Raw genomic sequence first — 21,730 nt, 5'->3', positions numbered from 1 at the left:
ATAAAGGACACAAATCCCGCAAATCTTGAAGTAAAAGGTTCGAGTTTTCGACTCTTGGGGCTAATGATCTCATATGATTCGGCCTAACTGACTCAGAAATCAGTTCATATAATCATACTTTCATAAGATTATCTGCTTTGCCCTTGAGTAATTTATAACTATAGCGTCTATGGTTTTTTGCCTTTAGACTCGTCATCAAAATCGCAAAGTGCCTACTTATCTGTTTACGTATAGCTGAAGAATTCATACCTTCTTTGATCATGCCCGCGACATTGGTGAACTCTTTATTTGATGCCATATAGGCATAAGACAAGAAATTACGTTTCCCCAGATGGGAATATCGTTCGAAAATTTGTTTCTTAAATATTTTATCAGACTTAGCCTTTGCACTATATGACATTGCAACCGTCTTATCAAGCCTTGCTTTCATCTTACGGAAATAGCGTGAGAGACTACTGGTTCGTATGCGGATATTGGTGCCATCAAACTCAAAACCCAAATACTGTAGTGGTTTGCTTACCCGTTTTTCATCCTTTAGTGAAAGCCCTGAACGATTTAGATTTTCTAGTTTCTTGCGATTGAATGCGGCCAATCTTCCTTTTGAATTCAGATAAAAGTCTGTAATATCAACTTTGCGTTGCTGGATAGTGAGGTAGAATTCATCGCATATTTTTTTTATTACATAGTCTTTAATCTCATTAGCCTTACTGGTTTCACAAATGATTAGTATGTCATCACAGTATCTCCGATAAACGAACCCTTCCGCCTGCGATCTGTGAAATAACTCACGGTCGAATTCAATCAAATAAACATTTGACATTAAAGCAGACAAAGAAGACCCTTGAGGTATCCCATTGTGTCTCCCGGTTTCTTTGTTCGGATGTTCATTTGTAACAATTAAACCGTCTGTGCGGAGCCGGGTATATTTTTGATAATCTTGATCGCCTGGTACAATTTCCAATAGCGTAGCTGGCATTTTTCCCAATCGTTTCAATTTCGCCAAATCAATGTTGTACCGTTTAAGGATATTTAGCTGATTAACATAGCTGTATTTAGTAAGAGTTTTGAAAATTTTATATTGGTCATCCGGTATAGGCGCATTTAGGATCTGCGCCCAATTTTTCTTCAATATTCCGTGATCGATATGGTCGAAGTAACCCTTGATATCTAGTGCAATGGCCGTGCACTCGCCTTTCAAGCGTATTATTTCGAAAGCTTCTTTTGCAAACTGGATGTTTGATTTGCCACCGAGATTCGAACGGTAAGCAAGTACAGAATCAGAGAATCCTGCCTTATCAATATAGCCTTCATAAACTTTAGTAAGCCCGTAGGCGTAAAACCCAAAAATCAAACTGTCTAAATGCGACGCAAAACAAATGGGCCTGATTTTCGATTCGAGGTTGAACGTTTTAAATTCTTCGTCGTATCTAAAGCGGGGCGTCTTAACCAAAACCCGTAAGAAAGGAGAAAAAGACCAATATCTTTTCTTCCCATTTGAGTCTTGAAGTAGCAAACGATCTTGGAGGATTTTCTTAAGTTCTTCCTTTTTTTCAGGGAACCAAAACCTGTTATCCAGATGGAGATAGGACTTTTTGAGAAACTTTCGTTTCCCATTGACTAAACGGTAATTGGCTTCTTCTTTGGAAGACCATTCTTCCCAGAGTGCATCGGTAAACATAAGTCAGTTAATTATTGGGACATTAGCTAGGAAGAGCCAGTCTTTTTAAACCTAGCTAATGTGCGACCTAAGCTTTTAGTCGCTTGGCTACAGACCGCCTCCATCTGCCGAGGGTTTTCACCTCTGAAAGCCTTTTCCTCTTTGGCCAGTCAATTAACCGGACGATTAAGTTGTGGCACTTCAGGTCATAATTTGTTACAACCCTCTCAGGATTACCGCCGAAGTGGAACTGGCACCCGGTTTCGTTTTCCCCAAGAACCTACTAAGGCAACTAGTCACCTTTTCGGGCTTTCTGAGCCTTGTGGGCCCAGGAGGTCTTGTTTAACAATGAAAGAAATGGATAAGATAGTTAGACTTCTCAACCTCCTTCTCTTGCTGGCTTATGTCAGTACTGCGGTCAGTACCGGCTCGGTCCAGGACTGGCTGATTGTAGCAGCGTCAGTCTGGGAAGTAGGGCGAAAAAAATCGTAACTTTAACCCAATACCATCGGCCTAATTGCCTGTGCAGGCCTAAGATAGTAAATCAGATTATTTCTTTCTTCTATTTTTATCCACCCGACTTTTTGAATTTAGGCTCAGATGTATAAAGAGAACAATTCATAATCCCAAGCCCAATGGTTGAAAACTCTGATCTTTTGCTCAAAGATTTACGGGATTTATGTCCCATATTGGGTATTACGGGTAAAACTGACCAGAAAAAAGTTCGAGTTTTTTGAGGTCTATATTCTGCGACTAAACGTTATGTAAATGAAAAGCTGCGGTGGTAGCTTCTGTTTTAGATAATGGATAGAGGGTTTTGCTCGAACACCACATTAATTTTTCTCAATGCCGTTACTACGAATTGAACTTACTGAAGGATGAAATACAACGCTTCTGTTTATCTTCACGATCATCCTTTATGACCTACGATTCCTTTCTTTCCGATCCGGCAGAAAGAGCTGCTTACGTTCGGCTCTTTGAGGCGCTTGCCGGCCACAACTTGCTCCTTGCGGCTAATCCGCCGCTGTTTACAATTTTAGCCGCTTCGCCACAACGTCTTCACGATGTGGGTATGACAAAAGAAGATGTCATTGGAAGGCCCCTCTTTGAAGCGCATCCGGGAAACCCTTCAGACCCCACCGACAACGGTGTCAGCAACCTGCGTTCCTCCTTGGATCATGTGTTGCGCTACAAAGAAATACACCACCTTCCCATTCAGCGCTACGACCTACCGAATGACGATGGCGTCTTTACGGAGAAGTATTGGCGGGCAAGCAACCAGCCGGTGTTTAATGACGAAGGGGAAATCGCATACATCATTCATACGGCAGAAGACATCACCGCACAGATAAAGTCTGCGCAGCGAGAGATTCACATGGAAGGCGTGGAGAAAGTCTTTAGCCTTTTTATGCACGCCCCCATCGTCGTTGGCATTGTGAACGGCACTGATTATGTATTAGAACTGGCAAACGAGGCAGCGTTTGAACTCTGGGGGAAAGGCCCGCAGGAGATCATTGGCAAACCAATCCTTGAAGGGCTTCCCGAATTGGCAGGTCAGGGCATTATTGAGCTCTTTGATCAAGTGCGCAGTTCCGGCAAACCATTCATTGCGCAGGAAGTGCCAGTAACGTCCCTTGCAAACGGCAGGAAAGAACTGCACTACTTCAATTTAGTCTATCAGCCCTATTACGATAAGAACAGCGAAGAAGTTACGGGCGTCTTTACTATCTCACATGACGTGACCGAACAAGTTACTGCTCGAAAACGGATGGAAGAAAGTGAAGAAGCGCTTCGTGCCGCCATGGAAGAAACAGAGCGGCAAAAGCGGCTCTATGAAACCATCACGTCAAACACGCCAGACCTGATTTACGTGTTTGACCTGAACTACCGCTTTACGTATGCAAACGAAGCATTGCTAACGATGTGGGGCAAAACCTGGGACCAGGCCATTGGAAAAGGGTTACCGGAGAACGGCTATGAACCCTGGCACACCGAGATGCACCACCGAGAGATCGATCAGGTGGTAACGACCAAAAAGCCCATTCGAGGAGAGGTTCACTTTCCACATGCGACGCTTGGCAAGCGCCTCTACGATTACATCTTTGTCCCTGTTCTTGATGAAAATGGCGAGGTGGAGGCTATTGCAGGTACTACGCGTGACATTACAGAAATCAAACAAGCTGAAGACGCCATTCGAAAAAGTGAGCTCCAGCTACGCACCATGATCCTGCAAGCGCCAGTCGCGATGTGCATTCTTTTGGGGCCAACATACGTGATTAACATTGCTAACGAAGCCATGATCAATCTTTGGGGCAAGCCACGGGAGCAGGTAATGAATAAACCGGTCTTCGAGGCGCTTCCCGATGCCGCTGGTCAAGGCTTGGAAGGGGTGATGCAGGAGGTGTATCGAACGGGCGATCCTTTCTACGCCAATGAGCGTCCAGTGGAACTGCTTCGTGGCGGCAAGTGGGAAACTGTTTACCAGAACTTTGTTTACCAGGCCTATCGTGACGGTGATGGTGAAATCGTAGGCGTCATCACAATTTCGGTGGATGTAACCGAACAAGTGCTTGCCCGAAAAAAACTGGAAGAAAGCGAAGCCGATCTTCAGCTACGGGTAGAGGAAAGAACCCTGGAGCTGGAAAACAAGAACAAAGAACTGAATCGCTCCAACCAAAACTTGGAGGAGTTTGCCCATGCCGCCTCACATGATCTGAAGGAGCCGGTTCGCAAGATTCATTTTTACACCCATCAGTTAAAAGACCAACTGAGCATCCACTTGCAGGAAGAAGAAATTCGGTCGTTTCACCGCATTGAAAATGCGACCCAGCGCATGAACAATTTAATCGATGATCTACTCCTTTATTCCCATGTAAGTCAGCGCCCACACGAACTGGAAACGATTGACCTGAACCAAAAAATGCAAAACGTATTGGAAGATTTAGAGTTGGACATTGAAGAGAAAAAGGCAACAATTCAGGTAGAGAAGCTTCCGGTAGTAAGAGGCAACAGAAGACAGCTTCAACAACTCTTTCAAAACCTGCTGAGCAATGCGCTTAAATACAGCAAAAAGAATGTGCCGCCCCAAATCATCATTGCCGCCGATCAGTTGACACAGAACGATAAAGTTTACCATCGCATCGCAATTAAAGACAATGGTATTGGCTTTGAGCAACAGTACGCCGAAAAAATCTTTCAAATGTTTGCCCGGCTGCATGGCAAAGCTGAATATAGTGGCACCGGGGTTGGGCTTTCCATTGTAAAAAAAGTGGTGGAAAATCACAACGGATTTATTGAAGTAGAAAGTAAGGTTGGGTTGGGATCAATGTTTAAAGTCTACTTGCCGGTTTGAGTAAGGCAAATAACCAAAAAGAAATCGAACTTTGTCTTGTCCTAGAATAGCTTTACACTAAGCGGTGTAAAAATGCAAGAAAAAAAGAAGCGGCGCAACGCGAAGTCGAAGTATTCGCCGGCCGTTGTTCGGGCTGTGCTTTACGATGTACACACGAGTTCACAAACGCTTGCGCAGATTGCAGCTAAAAACGGACTTCCAAAAGGCAGCGGTAGCATGATCTCCAAATGGGTAAAGAAGTATTCTTCCGACTTTTCTGCAATGGAAGATTTACAACCCACCATCAGCAACGCAAATTATTTGCCTCCGGCAGCAAAGAGTAAAGGCGAAAAGGAGCTGCAAAAGCAACTGGAAGAAGCAAGGTGCAAAATCATTTGCCTGGAAACGATGATTGATATCGCCGAAAGAGAACTCGGAGTCGACATTAGAAAAAAGTCTGGTACCAAACAGTAAGTTTTGTAAAAGCGCACTATGCTCTTGGTAGCCTGCAGGAGCTGTGCGAACTGTTTGGTAAAACACGGCAGGCATTTTACGAAGGCGGCTGGCGAAAAGAAAAACAGTCAATGGAGGCTGCGTTGGTGCTTAAGCAGGTGGCCTTGATTCGACGAGAGTTGCCGAAAGTTGGCACCCGCAAACTTCAGTACTTACTCAAAGACTTTTTTGTTCAGCATCACATCAAAATGGGCCGGGATGCGCTCTTTTCTCTTTTAATGGAAGAGGGCTTACTCGTCAAAAAACGAAAGCGAAAAGTAAGCACCACCAACTCCCGGCACCGCTTTCGAAAGTATCCGAACCTGGTGCGGGAACTGGAGCTGGTACGCTCAGAACAAGTTTGGGTGAGCGACATTACTTATATCGCCTTGCCGAAAAGTTTCTGTTATCTATCGCTGATTACGGATGCTTATTCCAAAAAGATCGTGGGTTATAATCTGGAAGACACACTGGAAACAGAAGGTTGTTTAAAAGCACTTGCGATGGCGCTGAGCACACGATCTAAAACATCAAAGCAAGGATTAATCCACCACTCTGACCGGGGCATCCAGTATTGCAGCACTGCGTATGTGCAGCTTCTTTTAGCGTCGCATGTCGCTATCTCGATGACGGAGAAAAGCGACCCCTATGAGAATGCAGTAGCCGAAAGGATCAACGGCATTTTAAAAGAGGAATTTAACTTGAGTAGAACCTTCCAAAATATCCACCAGGCAAATAGTGTCGTAGGGGAAAGCATCACACTTTACAACAGCAAACGACCACACAGTAGCATTGGCTATCTGACGCCAGACAAAGCACACACAGAAAACGTTGGCTTAACAAAACACTGGAAAACCTACCGGAAAAATGCAATCAATGGAAACAAAGAAGGGTAAGTATTTTAGCAGCGGCAAAAGTCCTCCGTGTAAAGTCCACGCAGGACTATCAACTTCGGATGTAAACTAAAATCAGGACTGATAGATTCTACTGTAAGAAAATGTCAGGACTATCTTTTAATCTGTAAGGTTTTTTCAGGACGATACAGACCCCTGTTTTCACAGGGGTTTCTTTTTAAAAATTCTCGAACCTTTCTTGTCCCAAATCTGCCCAAACCTTCCCAAAACGGACAGTGCCAAAGTGGGCCTTCATAGGTTTGCTTAAAATTCAACCTATGTCAAAAATTGTAGATTTTCAAGAGTGGCTGGACCAAAATGAAGCCAATAAAAAGAAGGAATCTAAGCTGTTTCTAACCGAAGCCGAAGTGCGTTCCTTTCCGAAATTCAAGAACGCTTCTGACGAACAAGTTCAAAATATCATTACTACTCTGCACGACTTAGCCTTAATCTCTTATCAGGTATTCTGCAAGGAGGAAAACGGAGAACTGCAAAAGGCAGCTTAAATTAGTCCACTTTCTTGCATAATGTATTGATTGTCAATATATTTGAGAGAACAAAACCAGCAGTCATGTCCCAGAAAACTATCAAATCAAAACAGAAAGTAGGTGTGGGCTTTGGAAAATTTGCCAAAGGAGGCACCGTAAAAATAGCTTCCACTGAAAACTGCGTTATTTATACCAGGGTTTCTACCAAGGAGCAAGCCGAGGGAAACCTAAGCCTCGGTACTCAAAAGAAAGCGTGTGAGATGTATGCCATCAAAAATGGCTACAACATCCTTTCTTGCTTTGGAGGAACTTATGAATCCGCAGCCAGTGATGAACGTAAGGAATTTAAAAAGCTGATTGAATATTGCAAGAAGCAAAAACTCTCATCGCTCAAGATTGTTGTGTATAGTCTTGACCGTTTCAGCCGCACCGGAGACAACGCCATTTGGCTTTCCCGTCAGCTTCGGGATTTGGGCATTCAGATCGTTTCGGTAACGCAGCCCATTGACACCAACAATCCGGCAGGTGTACTGCAACAGAACATCCTTTTCCTGTTTAGCCAGTACGATAATGACCTTAGACGGCAAAAGACCATTGCCGGAATGAAGGAAAAGCTCTTGCAAGGCGTTTGGCCCTGTGGTGCGCCAATGGGTTATGATAACATCACCATCAACGGCCAGAAGTCTATTGCCATTAATGAGAAGGGCAGGCTGCTTCGCAAAGCCTTTATTTGGAAAGCCAACGAAGGCATAACAATGGTTGAGATCATTAAGCGATTAGAAAATCAAGGGTTGAAAGTGTCTCATCAAAGAATGAGTGAAATTTTGGAGAACCCATTCTATTGCGGCATGTTGTCGCATTCTTTATTGGAAGGTGAAATGGTGGAAGGCAAACACGAAAAACTCATTTCGAAAGAGCTTTTCCTAAAAGCCAACCAGGAAAAAGCAAAAATTCCAAGTGGCTACAAAGCCAATATGCTAAACGAAAGTCTTCCGCTCAAGCTTTTCATCAAGTGCGATAACTGTAAAGAAAACCTTCGGGGCTACATCGTAAAAAGCAAAAACCTTTACTACTACAAATGTGACAACGGAAGTACTTGTTCGTGCAACGTCAGCGCTAAAAAGCTACATAGCCTTTTCGAAACAATTATTGACGAGGTTACTCTTCACGAGGATTACGTTGACCTATACAAGCTCCAACTGCGCAAAATTTATACGACCCTGAATACCGAAAGAGAAGAACATCTAAGCCAGTACAAACTGAAGTCAAAGGAGTTGGAGGAAAAGATAGAACGCTTGGAAGAACGGTTTATTAACGAGGAAATAAAGGCCGATTTGTACGAGAAATTCTCGCTCAAGTTTCGCAAGGAGAGGGAAGAAATGGATGCTTATGTGAACATGACTACTTTTTCGACCTCGAACCTTGAAAAATACATCTCCCGTTCAGCGGATTATCTCATGGAACTCCCGTCCATGTGGACTTCCAGCGATTACAAGGACAAACAAAAACTCCAATTTTCTATTTTTCCTAAGGGATTTACTATTCCAAGAAAATTGACCAACCTCGAACCTTAAAAATGAATTCCGTTTTTACGCTAAGTGCCCGCCTGAAGGGAGTTGTAGAGGAAAGAGAAACCGGAACTTTTGAAGTCATTTTCAAAAATTCCGGTTTGGTAGCCCCGGCGTGAATCGAACCGTCTTAATAGGAATGAAAATGTTTTAGAAATTCTGCTACGGCTTCTAAATCTCTCAAAAATTGGTTCGAATTCTGTAACGCTTTTCCGACACGGACGAATGTCAAAAATAGCAAAGCCCGCAATTTATTTTTGCGGGCTTTGCTATTCGGTTACACAGCAAACATCAAGACGCTCGTTTACTAATTCCAGTTGTTTGACGGCCGATTTTTTGCGCTAAATCAGCGGCAGCGATTTCCGCATTTTTCTCCGACAACTTTTCCTCTTACTTGCCTACAGTAAGTGCCTGCTGCATTGCATGATAGTGCATGACGCTCGAAGACTTTCCTAAAATATCTTTCCTTCCCGACGGTTGCGGCCTTGCTGCGTTTGAACCTTAGAAATTCTGCGCTCGACCTCAAACCAAACATTGATGCAAAACGTATGAAGACCTTGTTTCTCTATACAACCTCCTTCCTTCTTGGTTTTTGTTTTAGCCCTTCGCTGAGTGCGCAAGAAGTCCCTAAAAAAAGGATTACCGTTCTACTGCCGGTCAACGCATCGAAAAGAATTTTGTTTGGCGCCGAAAAGTTAACGACAGCGTTGAAAGCGATTGGTTATAGCGTGGCACAAACAACGGAGGTGAAAAAAACCGGCAACGCAAAGCCGCTGCTTATTTTGAGCAGAAGAAGCGATGCTTTAGCGGGTAAGGCCGCATCTGTATTTAAAATTGATACGGCCAGCAAAGCCGGCAAAGAAGGCTTTTTGCTTTCTGCAAAAAACGGTGTGATCCTAATTTCCGGAACCGATAACTCCGGTGTTTTATACGGTTGTCTCGAACTGGCAGACAGAATAAAAACAGGCGGGAATCTACCCTCGCAACTTTTGTTTACCGATGCGCCGGAGATGGTGTTGCGCGGTGAATGCATCGGCTTGCAAAAGTCAACTTACTTGCCGGGAAGAAATGTTTACGAATATCCTTACACACCCGAAACTTTTCCCTGGTTTTACGACAAGCAACTTTGGCTTCGTGTGCTTGATTCTATGGTAGAAAACCGCATGAATTCTTTGTACCTCTGGAACGGCCACCCTTTCGCATCGCTGGTAAAACTGAAAGACTATCCTTACGCGGTAGAAGTGGACGATGCAACTTTCAAAAAGAACGAAGAAATTTTTTCCTTTCTAACAAAAGAAGCAGACAAGCGAGGTATTTGGGTGATACAAATGTTTTACAACATCATTGTGTCAAAACCCTTTGCCGAACACAATGGATTGAAGACGCAAGACCGCAACCGGCACATCATTCCGATTATAGCCGATTACACACGCAAATCCATTGCAGCATTTGTTGAGAAATATCCGAACGTGGGTTTGATGTGCGCACTCGGCGAAGCAATGGAAGGCGTGGGGCAGGACGACATTGACTGGTTTACAAAAACCATTATTCCCGGGGTGAAAGACGGGTTGAAAGCCTTGGGCAAAACCGAAGAGCCGCCCATTGTTTTGCGTGCGCACGACTGCGATGCGCCGAGTGTAATGCACGCGGCGCTGCCGCTTTATAAAAATTTATATACCGAAGCAAAATACAACGGCGAAGCGCTGACAACCTATACGCCGCATGGCCCCTGGGCCGAGCTGCACCGCCAGCTTGCAAGCCTTGGTTCGGTGCAAATTGAGAACGTACACATCCTCGCCAACCTTGAACCCTTTCGCTATGGCTCGCCCGATTTTATTCAGAAATGCGTAGAGGCAATGCACAACGTTCACCACGGAAACGGCCTGCATCTTTACCCGCAGGCTTCGTATTGGGACTGGCCTTACACGGCGGACAAAACATCACCGCGGCTTTTGCAAATTGACCGCGACTGGATTTGGTACAAAGCCTGGAGCCGCTATGCGTGGAAAGCCGGTCGAAACGTTGAAAACGAAAAAGTTTATTGGACCAATTTGCTTTCAAAAAGGTTCGGCACAAGCAGCAACGCAGCCAAAAATATTTTAGAAGCCTACGAGCAGCAGGGCCAGATTGCGCCCAAATTGTTGAGGCGCTTTGGCATCACCGACGGCAACCGGCAAACGCTGACGCTCGGCATGTTCATGACGCAACTGATCAATCCTTACCGCTACGGTTTGTTTACGCTGCTGTACAATTCAGAAGGCCCGGAAGGAGAGATGCTCACCGAATATGCGGAGAAGGAATGGAGAGGAGAGAAGCACGTTGGCGAAACGCCGGTCCAAGTAATTAACGATGTGAAAGAGCACGGACGAAAAGCGGTTGAGGCGATTGAGAAAGCAGCGGCATCCGTAAAAAAGAACGGCGAAGAATTTAACCGCTTGCGCAACGACATGCTGATCTACGATGCGCTTGCCAACAATTACGCGGAAAAAGCAGAAGCGGCTCTGCGTGTATTGCGCTATAAATATTCGGCCGATATAAAAGATTTGGAAAAAGCGCAACCGCATCTTGAAAAGAGCCTGTTGTATTTTCAAAAGCTCGTTGACCTGACAAAGAACACCTATCTCTACGCCAACAGCATGCAGACAGGCCAGCGCAAGATTCCTATTGGTGGCAACGACGGCAAAAACAAGACCTGGGAAGAGCTGCTTCCCTTTTATCAACAGGAGCTAAGGAATTTTAAACGCAATCTTGACTCGCTGAAATCGCCAAATAATGCCGCGGTTGCCAAACAAAAGACCGTTCTTAAAAACGCTGATGTGACGTTGCAAACAAAGCCGGAAGGTTTTTATTCTATCGCTACCGGCAAAGAGTTGTTCAGCGATACGGCTACCTACATTAAAGATTTTGCTGAAGAACTTTCGAGCCTGAACGGATTGAAACTTTCGACGGCAAAACAAATCACCAATGGAACAACGATCCGGTTTTCTAATAAAGCACCAGTGAAAGTTTTGGTGGGTTATTTTGATTCAAAAGACACACGCTACCTGCAACCGCCACAGCTTGAAACCGATGCCAGTGCCAACGACTTCGGCCAGGCCGAAGCAAAACTTAGCAACGCGTTAGTTGTTTCGGGAATGCCGCCGGTGAACGTTCACACCTTTACTTTTAAAGCTGGAAACAATACGCTGAACTTGCCAAAAGGCATTTGTCTTGTACTTGGTTTTGTGGCCGATGCGCAGCCTTTCCCGGCACGCGACGCGGGTCTTGCTCCCGGCGGTGTAAAAAAAGAACTTGATTGGTTGTTTGAATAAGCTATGAATAAACAAAAAGGTTATACAACGTTTTTTTTCTTGCTTGCCTTTTTCTCGACGGCTTTTGTTGGCCATGCGCAGAAAAAAAATCTTTCGCTGAATACCGGTAAATTGGCGCACTACGTCAACTATTTCAATGCGGTGGATTCGGAGTATGTAAAAAATTACGTTCCCAACGACAAAGCCCTCGATTGGCTTTCGCAAAACATTCCGCTGTTTGAATGCCCCGATACAACGATTGAAAAAATCTATTATTACCGGTGGTGGACGATACGCAAGCATTTAAAAGAAACGCCGGATGGTTTTGTTTTTACCGAATTCATTACGCCGGTCAATCACGCCGGCAAATACAACACGGTGAGCAGTGCGCTGGGTCATCACATTTATGAACTGCGTTGGCTGCACAATCAAACCTACTTGAATGACTACGTGAATTTCTGGTTGAACGTTGATCCCAAAACGCCGAAGCCGCACCTCCACGCTTTCAGCAGTTGGTTGCAATACGCGATATACAAGCGTTATCTCGTTAATCTCGACAAAGATTTTCTACGCAAAAACGTTGCGCCCCTTGCTGCCGATTACAGGCAATGGGAAGCCGAGAAGCGCTTGCCTTCTGGTTTGTTTTGGCAATACGATGTGCGTGATGCGATGGAAGAATCCATCAGCGGCGGAAGAAAGGAAATGAACCGGCGGCCCACCATCAACAGTTACATGTACGGCAACGCCTGGGCGCTTTCAAAAATGGGTGACCTTCTATCCATTGACAGCTTAAAAACAAAGTATGCGCAGAAAGCGGCAGAACTCAAAAAGCTGGTGCAGGACAGTTTGTGGGACGCAAAAGAAAGCTTCTTTAAAGTGCTTCACCCGACAGGAAAGTTGGATGATGCCCGGGAAGAATTGGGATACATCCCCTGGTATTTTAATCTACCTGACGACAAAGCGACATATGCAACGCAATGGAACCAGTTGCTTGATACAACAGGGTTCAAAGCAAAGTGGGGCATCACAACAGCTGAAAGACGTCATCCACTTTTTCGCACACACGGTACCGGTCATGGTTGTGAATGGGACGGTGCCGTTTGGCCTTTTGCTACCACGCAAACCTTGAAAGGTTTGTCGAACCTGCTGAACAATTACAGCAACCGGGCAAAGATGAATGCTTCTGTTTTCTATGACGAGTTGCACAAATATGCCTGGTCGCATCAGAAAAGAGGCTTGCCATATTTGGGCGAATACCAGGACGAGAAAAACGGCGAGTGGTTGAAGGGTGACAACCCGCGCAGCAGCTATTACAATCATTCCTGTTTTGCCGATTTAATCATCAGTGATTTGATTGGCTTAAAACCGAGAGAAGACAACTTGCTGGCGATTTCGCCGTTGGTGCCGCAAAGCAAATGGAATTGGTTTTCGCTGAGCAAGGTTTTGTATCACGGGAAGATGATAGACATCCGTTGGGATAAAGACGGAAAAAAGTACGGCAAGGGCGCTGGCTTTTTTGTGTATGCGGATGGAAAGGAATTGTACCATGGAAAGGCGTTGCAGCGCGTCACGGTGAAAATGTTGTAAGGGAAAAAGTTTGCAAACAATAAGACCGTCAGGCTGAGCCTTCGAGCCTGGTAAAGTCGGAGGGAAGCCGGTGTGATAGCAAAGACGCTGGAGACAAGCCGTGCCGCGACCCTTCGGCAAACTCAGTGTGACAGCACAGAGTGAGCCGCTTGAAAGATTAGAAGATAAATTGAGAATAAAACGAAGAGTTTCATTTCTTCTGCTTAAAAGATAAAGCAATGATTCGATTATTTTTCCTTGTAGTTTGTAGTTTACTGCTGCACACTCTGTCTGCGCAATCGTATTACAATGTCATTAATTATGGCGCCAAGAACGACAGTTCGGCCAAGTGTACAAAAGCCATTGCAGCCGCCATTGACGCCGCATCCAAAAAAGGCGGCGGCACGGTTTATTTTCCCGCAGGAAAATATCTCACTGGTCCGATTCATTTAAAAAGCAACATCACCATTTTCATTGATGCCGGCGCGGAAATCAGTTTCAGTAACGATTTTGACGATTACATGCCTTTCGTAGAAAGCCGTTTTGAAGGCGAAGACGTAATGAGTTTTTCGCCGCTGTTTTATGCGTACAAGGCTGAAAATATTTCCATCATCGGTCGTGGGAAAATTAACGGTAACGGAAAAAAATGGTGGGACGCCATTCTGAATTACAAAGAAGGCAACCCAAAAACAAAATGGCAAACGGCTGCTGAAGCCGCAAACAAGAACATGGTTCAACCCGACGATCTTGGTCAATTAAAAAGTTGGATTTTGCGTCCGCCGTTTATTCAGCCCATGTATTGCAAAAACGTTTTGATACAAGGCATTACCATTGTGAACTCACCTTTCTGGACCGTTAATCCCGAGTTCTGCGAAAACGTAACGGTTGATGGTGTGACCATCAACAATCCGCATTCACCCAATACCGACGGCATTAATCCCGAGAGTTGCAAATACGTTCACATCGCTAACTGTCACATCAGCGTGGGCGATGATTGCATCACCATCAAATCGGGCAAAGACAAACCGGGAAGACTGAAAGCCGCACCGGCAGAGAATTACACCATCACCAATTGCACCATGCTGGCCGGTCACGGTGGCGTAGTAATTGGCAGCGAAATGAGCGGCGACGTAAGAAAGATCACAATTTCCAACTGTGTCTTTGACGGAACGGACAGAGGCATTCGAATTAAAACCGCAAGAGGTCGAGGCGGTGTGGTGGAAGAAGTGCGTGTGAGCAACATCATCATGAAGAACATCAAGCAACAGGCCGTGGTGCTGGACATGCAATACGCCAAAACGCAACCGGAGCCAGTATCCGAACGAACACCGCGATTCCGCAACATTCATATGAGCAATATCACGGCACAAACGGCGCAAGCCATTTACATTAATGGTATTGCTGAAATGCCGGTGGAAGATATAACGTTCAACGATATTCAGTTTGATGCGCAAACAGGAGCTGTAATTAAAGAAGCAAAGAACATTGAACTACACAACGTTCGCATTACTACGCAGCAAGGTTCATCTATCAATGCCGAAAACGTGAGTGATTTAACGATTGATGGCGTAAAGACACTGAAGCCAATTGCGGGAAAGCCGGTGATTGATTTGGTAAACGTGCAAAATGTGTTTCTCTACAACTGCAACCCGGTAAAAGGAACCGAAACATTTTTGAACGTGCGTGGCGACAAGACAAAAACTATTTTACTGAAGAACAACAATTTCATGTACGCAAGCAAACCTTTGGTGAAAGACAGCAATGTGCAAGAGGATATCAAAGTTGAATAGCGAACAAGGCGCACAAGAGTGCGACGCAACAAAAGCTGAACAGCAGTACTGGCCCTTGGCTCAAAAAATAAACTTGATGCTTAAAAGAACCTTCATTGTAATATTTTTTCTAACGCAACTTGGTTCTGCGTTTTCGCAAGAACTTAAACTTTGGTACAACAACCCCGCTGCAAAATGGACGGACGCATTGCCCATCGGCAACGGTCGTTTGGGTGCCATGCTTTTTGGCGGTGTAGAACAAGACCGGATTCAGTTTAACGAAGAAACGTTATGGACCGGCGAACCGCGTGATTACAACCGCAAAGGCGCTTACAAATATTTGCCGCAGATTCGCCAACTGCTTTTTGATGGCAAGCAAAAGGAAGCCGAAGCTTTGGCTGAAGCGCAGTTCATGGGAACCAAAAGCAGTGAGGGAAAACGCGATGAATGGGTGAAAAAAGTGCGAACCTTAAACACGCAAAACAATCCTTCGTTAGCTGCATTCGACGACAGCAAATGGAGTATGCTGCAAGTTCCGGCTTACGACGGTTGGGAGTCGGTGGGGTTGGAAGGATTGGACGGCGCCGTGTGGTTCAGAACAAGCTTTGATTTGCCGAAGGCATGGCAAGGAAAGGGGTTGGTGCTCGATTTAAACCGCATTCGCGATGTGGATTATACTTACATCAACGGCAAACTCGTTGGTCACACCGAAAGCACCGACCCGCGCAAATATGTAATTCCGAAAGAAGCGTTGGTGAAAGGAAAAAACGTGATTGCCATTCAGGTGCTGAACTTTTTTGACAAGGGTGGTTTGGCCGGTTACAAAGACACGTCGAAGTACATTGGCATTTATCCAGAAGGCGAGGAGAGAAGCAAACTTTCGCTCAACAAGCAATGGAAATATTTTGTTCAGGACGACAATCCACCCGCTGTGCCCCAGTATCAAGCCAGCTATCAACCATTTGGTGATTTGTGGTTGAAAGTTGATGCACAAAATGCAACGGACTACCGACGTGAATTGGATCTTAACAATGCCCTTGCAAAAACATCTTATACCAGCAATGGTGTTAACTACACGAGGGTATATTTTGCTTCTCAACCGGATCAAACTATCGCTGTTCATTTAACGGCGTCCAAACCCGGGAGCATTAGTTTTGAAGCAAGCCTCAGCAGCCCGCACAAGAATTTTACCGTAAAGAAAATTGATGCGAAAACGATTGCTCTTTCTGTTCAGGTACGAAACGGCGCATTGCACGGCGATAGTTATTTGCAGGTAAAAACAACCGCCGGAACGCTAACCGTTAATGGTGATAAACTCGTTATCAAAAATGCCGATGATGCTACCTTGTATCTAACGGCTGCAACCAACTACAAAAATTACAAAGATGTTTCCGGTAATTCCGTTGCGCTTTGCACAAGTGCCATGCAAGGGTTGAAGAACAAAAATTATAATCAAATTAAAGCAGCGCACATCGCCGAATACCAAAAATATTTCAACACCTTTTTTCTCAACTTTGGTCACAGTGCAAATGAAGCTTTGCCAACCGATAGCCGCATCGAAAAGTTTGCGTCAACAGGCGATCCTTCTCTCGTTGCCTTGTACGCACAATACGGACGCTATCTTTTGATTTCAAGTTCACGTCCGGGTACACGTCCCGCCAACCTGCAAGGTATCTGGAACGATTTGCTCACGCCGCCCTGGGGCAGCAAGTACACCACCAACATCAACGTGGAAATGAATTACTGGCCGGCGGAAAGTCTCAATCTTTCGCCGACGCACCAGCCATTGTTCGGAATGATTGATGAACTTTCGAAAACCGGCAGCGAAACCGCAAGCGACTATTACAACGCACCGGGTTGGGTGCTCCATCACAACACCGATTTATGGCGCGGCACGGCGCCCATCAACGCGTCCAATCACGGTATTTGGGTAAGCGGCGGCAGTTGGTTAAGCACGCATTTGTGGGAGCATTATTTATTCACCGGCGACAAAGACTTTTTACGCAACAGAGCTTATCCGGTGATGAAAGAAGCAGCCCGTTTCTTCAACAATTATTTGGTGAAAGATCCAAAAACCGGTTGGTTAATCAGCGGCCCTTCCAATTCGCCGGAACATGGTGGTTTGGTGATGGGGCCAACGATGGATCACGAGATCATTCGTTCGCTTTTTAAAGCGGTGATACAAGCGGGTGCAATTTTGCAAACCGACAAAGCCCTTCGCGACAGCCTTAGCCAAAAGCTTTCGCAGATTGCGCCTTACCAAATTGGCAAATACGGACAATTACAGGAATGGCTGCAGGACGTTGATGATACGGCTGACAAGCACCGACATGTTTCGCATTTATGGGCCGTTTATCCCGGTACCGAAATCAATTGGGACACGCCTGAATTGATGAAAGCCGCACGGCAATCGCTCATCTATCGCGGCGATGCGGCAACGGGTTGGAGCCTTGGTTGGAAGTTGAATTTATGGGCACGTTTTAAAGAAGGCAATCACGCCTACAAACTTTTGCAGATGTTGTTGACGCCTGCTGAAAAAGGCGGTGCGGGTTCCTTTCACAATTTGTTTGATGCGCATCCACCTTTTCAAATTGACGGCAATTTTGGCGGCGCGGCGGGCATTGGCGAAATGCTGGTGCAGAGCCACACAAAGTACATTGATCTATTGCCAGCTTTGCCCGATGCGTTGGCGAACGGTGACGTAAAAGGCATTTGCGCAAGAGGCGGTTTTGTGCTGAATTTTTCGTGGAAGAATGGAAGCTTGCAAACTTTAAGCGTACTGTCATTGGCAGGCAACAACTGTTTGCTTCGTTACAAAGGCAAAACAATTTCTTTCAAAACCGAAAAAGGAAAAACCTACAACGTAAACAGCGACTTGGTGGTGATGAAATGAAAAACCTTCAACAGAAATATTTTTATGAGCCAGAAGCAAGAATAACGATTGGGCTTTCGTTGCGTCGCACTCTTGTACGCTTTGTTCGCTATTCGGCAAACCCACCCCGATGTCCTAAAGCACAATCAATCGTTAGGCCGCCCCTCCAAGGAGGGGATGTGCACCAAAGCTCAACCGATAAAAGACTGTTCATCCCCTCCTTGGAGGGGCGGCAGACTGTAACTACAAAGAACTCTTCGAAAAGGGTGGGTTTACACTGCGCAATAAGTTTTCTGTTTCTGCTTTTGCTTTCGTCCCTGCATCTCTCCGCACAAAACCTTCGCACTGATATTTCCTTAAACAAAGGTTGGTACACCCGTGCAACCGATAGCCTCGACGCATCGCCAACAGCGTTCGAAATGACGAAGTTCGATCTGCCAGAAAAATGGAAACAAGTTGATGTGCCGCACAATTGGGATGACTATTATGGTTACCGGAGATTACGCCACGGCAACAAGCACGGCTATGCTTATTACCTGCGTTATTTTGACATAAAGCCACAAACAAAAAACAAGCGCATCTTTCTGTTCTTTGAAGGTGTGGGTTCATACGCAACGATTTGGCTTAATTGGAAAAAGGTCGGTTATCATGCAGGCGGCCGCACAACCTTTACCGTCGATATAACAGATGATGTTCGTTTCGACAATACAAACATTCTTGCCGTTCGTGCTGATCATCCTGCCTTCATTCAAGACTTGCCATGGGTTTGCGGCGGTTGCTCTGACGATCGCGGTTGGTCTGAAGGCTCGCAACCAATGGGCATCTTTCGTCCGGTGCATTTGATCATTACAAACACTGTTCGCGTTGAACCTTTTGGCGTTCACATTTGGAACGACACAACTGTTACAGAAAAAAAGGCACAACTCTATATTGAAACGGAAGTAAAAAACTATTCTGCGCAACCTAAAAACGTTCGCGTCGTTAATCGTCTTGTTGATGCAAAAGGAAGGGTTGTATTCATAGTTTCTTCTCAACAAAAGCTTGCAGCTGCTGAAACAAGAATTGTCAAACAGACTCCGCCGCTTGTTGTCAATCCGCAGTTGTGGTCATTGACAAATCCTTACTTGTACAATCTTGTTACAGAAATTATTGAGGACGGAAAAAAGATTGATGAATCCAAAACAGCTTACGGCATTCGCAAAATCAGTTGGCCCATTAACCATAAAAACACGAAGCAATTTCTTCTCAACGGTAAACCCGTTTTCATCAACGGCATTGCTGAATACGAACATTTACTTGGCGACAGTCATGCGTTCAGCAATGAACAAATTCATACAAGAGTGATGGAAGTGAAAGCGGCAGGCTTCAACGCTTTCCGTGATGCGCACCAGCCGCACAACTTGCGATATCAACGGTATTGGGACAGTCTTGGCATATTGTGGTGGCCGCAAATGAGTGCACACGATTGGTACGACACGCCGGAGTTCAGAACCAACTTCAAAAACTTGTTGAAGGAATGGATCAAAGAACGCCGCAACTCACCTTCGATCATTTTATGGGGTTTGCAAAACGAAAGCAAACTGCCCGAAGATTTTGCCAAAGAATGCACGGAACTTATTCGGCAGCTTGATCCAACGGCATCGTTGCAACGATTGGTAACAACCTGCAACGGCGGCAGCGGCACCGATTGGGACGTGCCGCAAAACTGGACCGGCACTTATGGCGGCAACCCTGTAACATATAGCGAAGACTTGAAGCGACAGATATTAGTTGGCGAATACGGCGCCTGGCGAACAATTGATTTGCACACCGAAGGACCATTTGTGCAAAACGGTGCGTACAGTGAAGATCGCATGACGCAGTTGATGGAGATGAAAGTTCGTTTGGCAGAAGTGGCGAAAGACAGCGCAGCCGGGCATTTCATGTGGTTGCTTACTTCACACGACAATCCGGGAAGGACGCAAAGCGGTGAAGGTTACCGTGAGTTGGACAGGATTGGCCCTGTGAACTACAAAGGTTTGCTTACGCCTTGGGAGGAACCAACCGATGCGTATTACATGTACCGTTCGAATTATGTTTCCAAAGAGAAAGAGCCGATGGTTTACATCGTTTCGCACACATGGCCTGACCGCTGGACAAAGCCCGGAAAAAAAGACGGTATCGTTGTTTATTCCAATTGTGACGAAGTGGAATTGTTCAACGATGTTCGACAGCATTCATTGGGAAGAAAAAAACGCGGCGGAATCGGCACTCATTTTCAGTGGGACGGTGTTGACGTTAATTACAACGTGTTGTATGCTGTCGGTTACGTGAACGGTAAAGAAGTTGCAACGGATCTTATTCTTCTTCATCATCTTCCGAAAGCGCCGCACTTCAATGAGTTTTACAACGGCACTAAAAATATCACTGCACAGCAAACCGGCTACAACTATTTGTACCGCGTGAATTGCGGCGGCGATGATTACAAAGACGTCAACGGAAATCTTTGGCTAGCCGACAAAGCACAAGCAAGCAGCGATACTTGGGGCTCGGTTTCATGGACGGCCAACTTCACCAACATGCCACCGTACTTCGCGAGCCAACGCACAATCAGCGAGCCCATTCGCGGAACAAGAGACTGGAAACTCTTTCAAAGCTTTCGTTACGGCCGCGATAAACTTCGGTTCAACTTTCCGGTGCAGGACGGCGAATACCTCGTAGAACTTTATTTTGCAGAACCGTGGCATGGAAAGGCGAACATTAATGCAAAAGACTGGCGGATCTTTGACATCGCGGTGAACAACCAAGTTGTTTTGAAAGATCTTGACGTTTGGAAAGAAGCCGGTTTTGCGGGTGCGCTAAAGAAAAAGGTAAAAGTGAAAGTTACAGGTGGCACGCTGTCAATTTCTTTTCCGCACATCGCATCGGGACAAGCCGTGATTTCAGCCATTGCAATTTCAACGTTGGACCAAAGTGCGAAGCCTGCGCCGCCGCCGCCTTCACTTATTCAAAACCTGTACAACGAAAGCCTTCCAAAATGGACGGCACGGCATTGGGCAACAACAGGCGGAGACATTTTCGGTCATCCAGAAATCGGTCTTCAATCACTTCCACCGATCTTGTACGGAGCTGAGTGGATAAAGCCTGAGGTTGTATTTCCGACAATTGCCGGTTCTTTGAAACTGAATTTTGACTTGTCGGCTGATGCTGATGTGTACGTTGCGTATCAGTATCGAAAACCTAATTGGTTAAAGGATTTCGATGACACAAAGGACAGCTTGATGAATAGCATGGGTGTTGTGTTTCATCTTTACAAGAAGCGTTTTTCAAAAGGCGAGAAAGTGCAACTCCAAATTGGTCAGGCGGATTGGTACCCTGTTTTTGCTGTTCCGGCATCAGGCATGGAACCCGCCTACGACTTAAAACCAGTTGCAAGCTACAAAGCCGTGAATGCAACGCTTGGCGGCAATGCGGTAAAGACGAAGATTGACGGAAAAGACCGCGTTGTTTTTGAAAAGCCTTCTGCGGAAAACAGCGTTGCGTGGGAAGTGTCGGTTGGCGTTGGCGATGTTTATTCCTTAACCGTTTCGTACAACAATCCGCTTCAACAAAACGTAAAAGGAAACTTGAAATTAATCGCTGCGGACGGAACACTGATGAAAGAAGAGGAGGTTGAACTAACGCCGACAAAAGCCGGCAAGTCGAATTACATCAGCACCACAACCGGCAGCATGATTAACGCAGGAAAGTATAAAGTTGTGTTGGCGGCAAAAGAAGCACAGGGATTATCCATTAACGCACTCGACGTGCAATAGAAATAAATTT

At 45.5% G+C, this 21,730-nt stretch carries 11 protein-coding genes; 10 read left to right on the top strand and 1 reads right to left on the bottom strand.

Annotated features, from left to right (window positions below; all coding sequences use genetic code 11):
* Positions 1-112: 112 nt before the first annotated feature.
* Positions 113-1,678: a reverse transcriptase/maturase family protein gene (locus tag FSB75_RS07270; RefSeq protein WP_146784905.1), complete on the bottom strand. Its 1,566-nt coding sequence runs from the start codon at positions 1,676-1,678 to the stop codon at positions 113-115.
* A gap of 898 nt (positions 1,679-2,576) precedes the next feature.
* On the opposite strand from FSB75_RS07270, the gene FSB75_RS07265 reads away from it, so the two are divergent.
* From FSB75_RS07265 to FSB75_RS07220, 10 genes are all read left to right on the top strand, one after another.
* A complete protein-coding gene (locus FSB75_RS07265) occupies positions 2,577-5,009 on the top strand; it encodes a PAS domain-containing protein (protein WP_146784902.1) in 2,433 nt (810 codons plus the stop codon).
* Positions 5,010-5,081: 72 nt separating this feature from the next.
* Complete coding sequence (locus tag FSB75_RS07260) at positions 5,082-5,462, top strand: hypothetical protein (RefSeq protein WP_146784899.1); 381 nt, start codon at positions 5,082-5,084, stop codon at positions 5,460-5,462.
* A 32-nt stretch (positions 5,463-5,494) separates the two neighbouring features.
* Complete coding sequence (locus FSB75_RS07255; protein ID WP_146784896.1) at positions 5,495-6,376, top strand: IS3 family transposase; 882 nt, start codon at positions 5,495-5,497, stop codon at positions 6,374-6,376.
* A gap of 275 nt (positions 6,377-6,651) precedes the next feature.
* Positions 6,652-6,879 carry a hypothetical protein gene (locus FSB75_RS07250; RefSeq protein ID WP_146784893.1) on the top strand — a complete coding sequence of 76 codons (228 nt, stop codon included), beginning with the start codon at positions 6,652-6,654 and terminating at the stop codon, positions 6,877-6,879.
* A 65-nt stretch (positions 6,880-6,944) separates the two neighbouring features.
* On the top strand, positions 6,945-8,435 hold the full coding sequence (locus FSB75_RS07245) for a recombinase family protein (RefSeq protein WP_146784890.1): 1,491 nt from the start codon (positions 6,945-6,947) through the stop codon (positions 8,433-8,435).
* 542 nt (positions 8,436-8,977) lie between these two features.
* Complete coding sequence (locus FSB75_RS07240; protein ID WP_146784887.1) at positions 8,978-11,740, top strand: alpha-d-galacturonidase; 2,763 nt, start codon at positions 8,978-8,980, stop codon at positions 11,738-11,740.
* A gap of 3 nt (positions 11,741-11,743) precedes the next feature.
* Positions 11,744-13,306, top strand: coding sequence for an MGH1-like glycoside hydrolase domain-containing protein (locus FSB75_RS07235; RefSeq protein WP_146784884.1), 1,563 nt, complete (start codon positions 11,744-11,746; stop codon positions 13,304-13,306).
* Between the two features lie 218 nt (positions 13,307-13,524).
* Entirely contained in the window at positions 13,525-15,075 is a 1,551-nt protein-coding gene (locus FSB75_RS07230; protein WP_146784881.1) for a glycoside hydrolase family 28 protein, read from the top strand.
* A gap of 76 nt (positions 15,076-15,151) precedes the next feature.
* Complete coding sequence (locus FSB75_RS07225) at positions 15,152-17,947, top strand: glycoside hydrolase family 95 protein (RefSeq protein WP_146784878.1); 2,796 nt, start codon at positions 15,152-15,154, stop codon at positions 17,945-17,947.
* A gap of 284 nt (positions 17,948-18,231) precedes the next feature.
* Positions 18,232-21,720 (top strand): malectin domain-containing carbohydrate-binding protein, encoded by a 3,489-nt coding sequence (locus tag FSB75_RS07220; protein WP_227990828.1) that lies wholly within the window; start codon positions 18,232-18,234, stop codon positions 21,718-21,720.
* The last annotated feature ends 10 nt before the right edge of the window (positions 21,721-21,730 follow it).

The sequence above is a fragment of the Flavisolibacter ginsenosidimutans genome, assembly GCF_007970805.1.
GTDB lineage: Bacteria > Bacteroidota > Bacteroidia > Chitinophagales > Chitinophagaceae > Flavisolibacter > Flavisolibacter ginsenosidimutans.
This window is presented reverse-complemented; position numbering and strand designations above follow the sequence as displayed.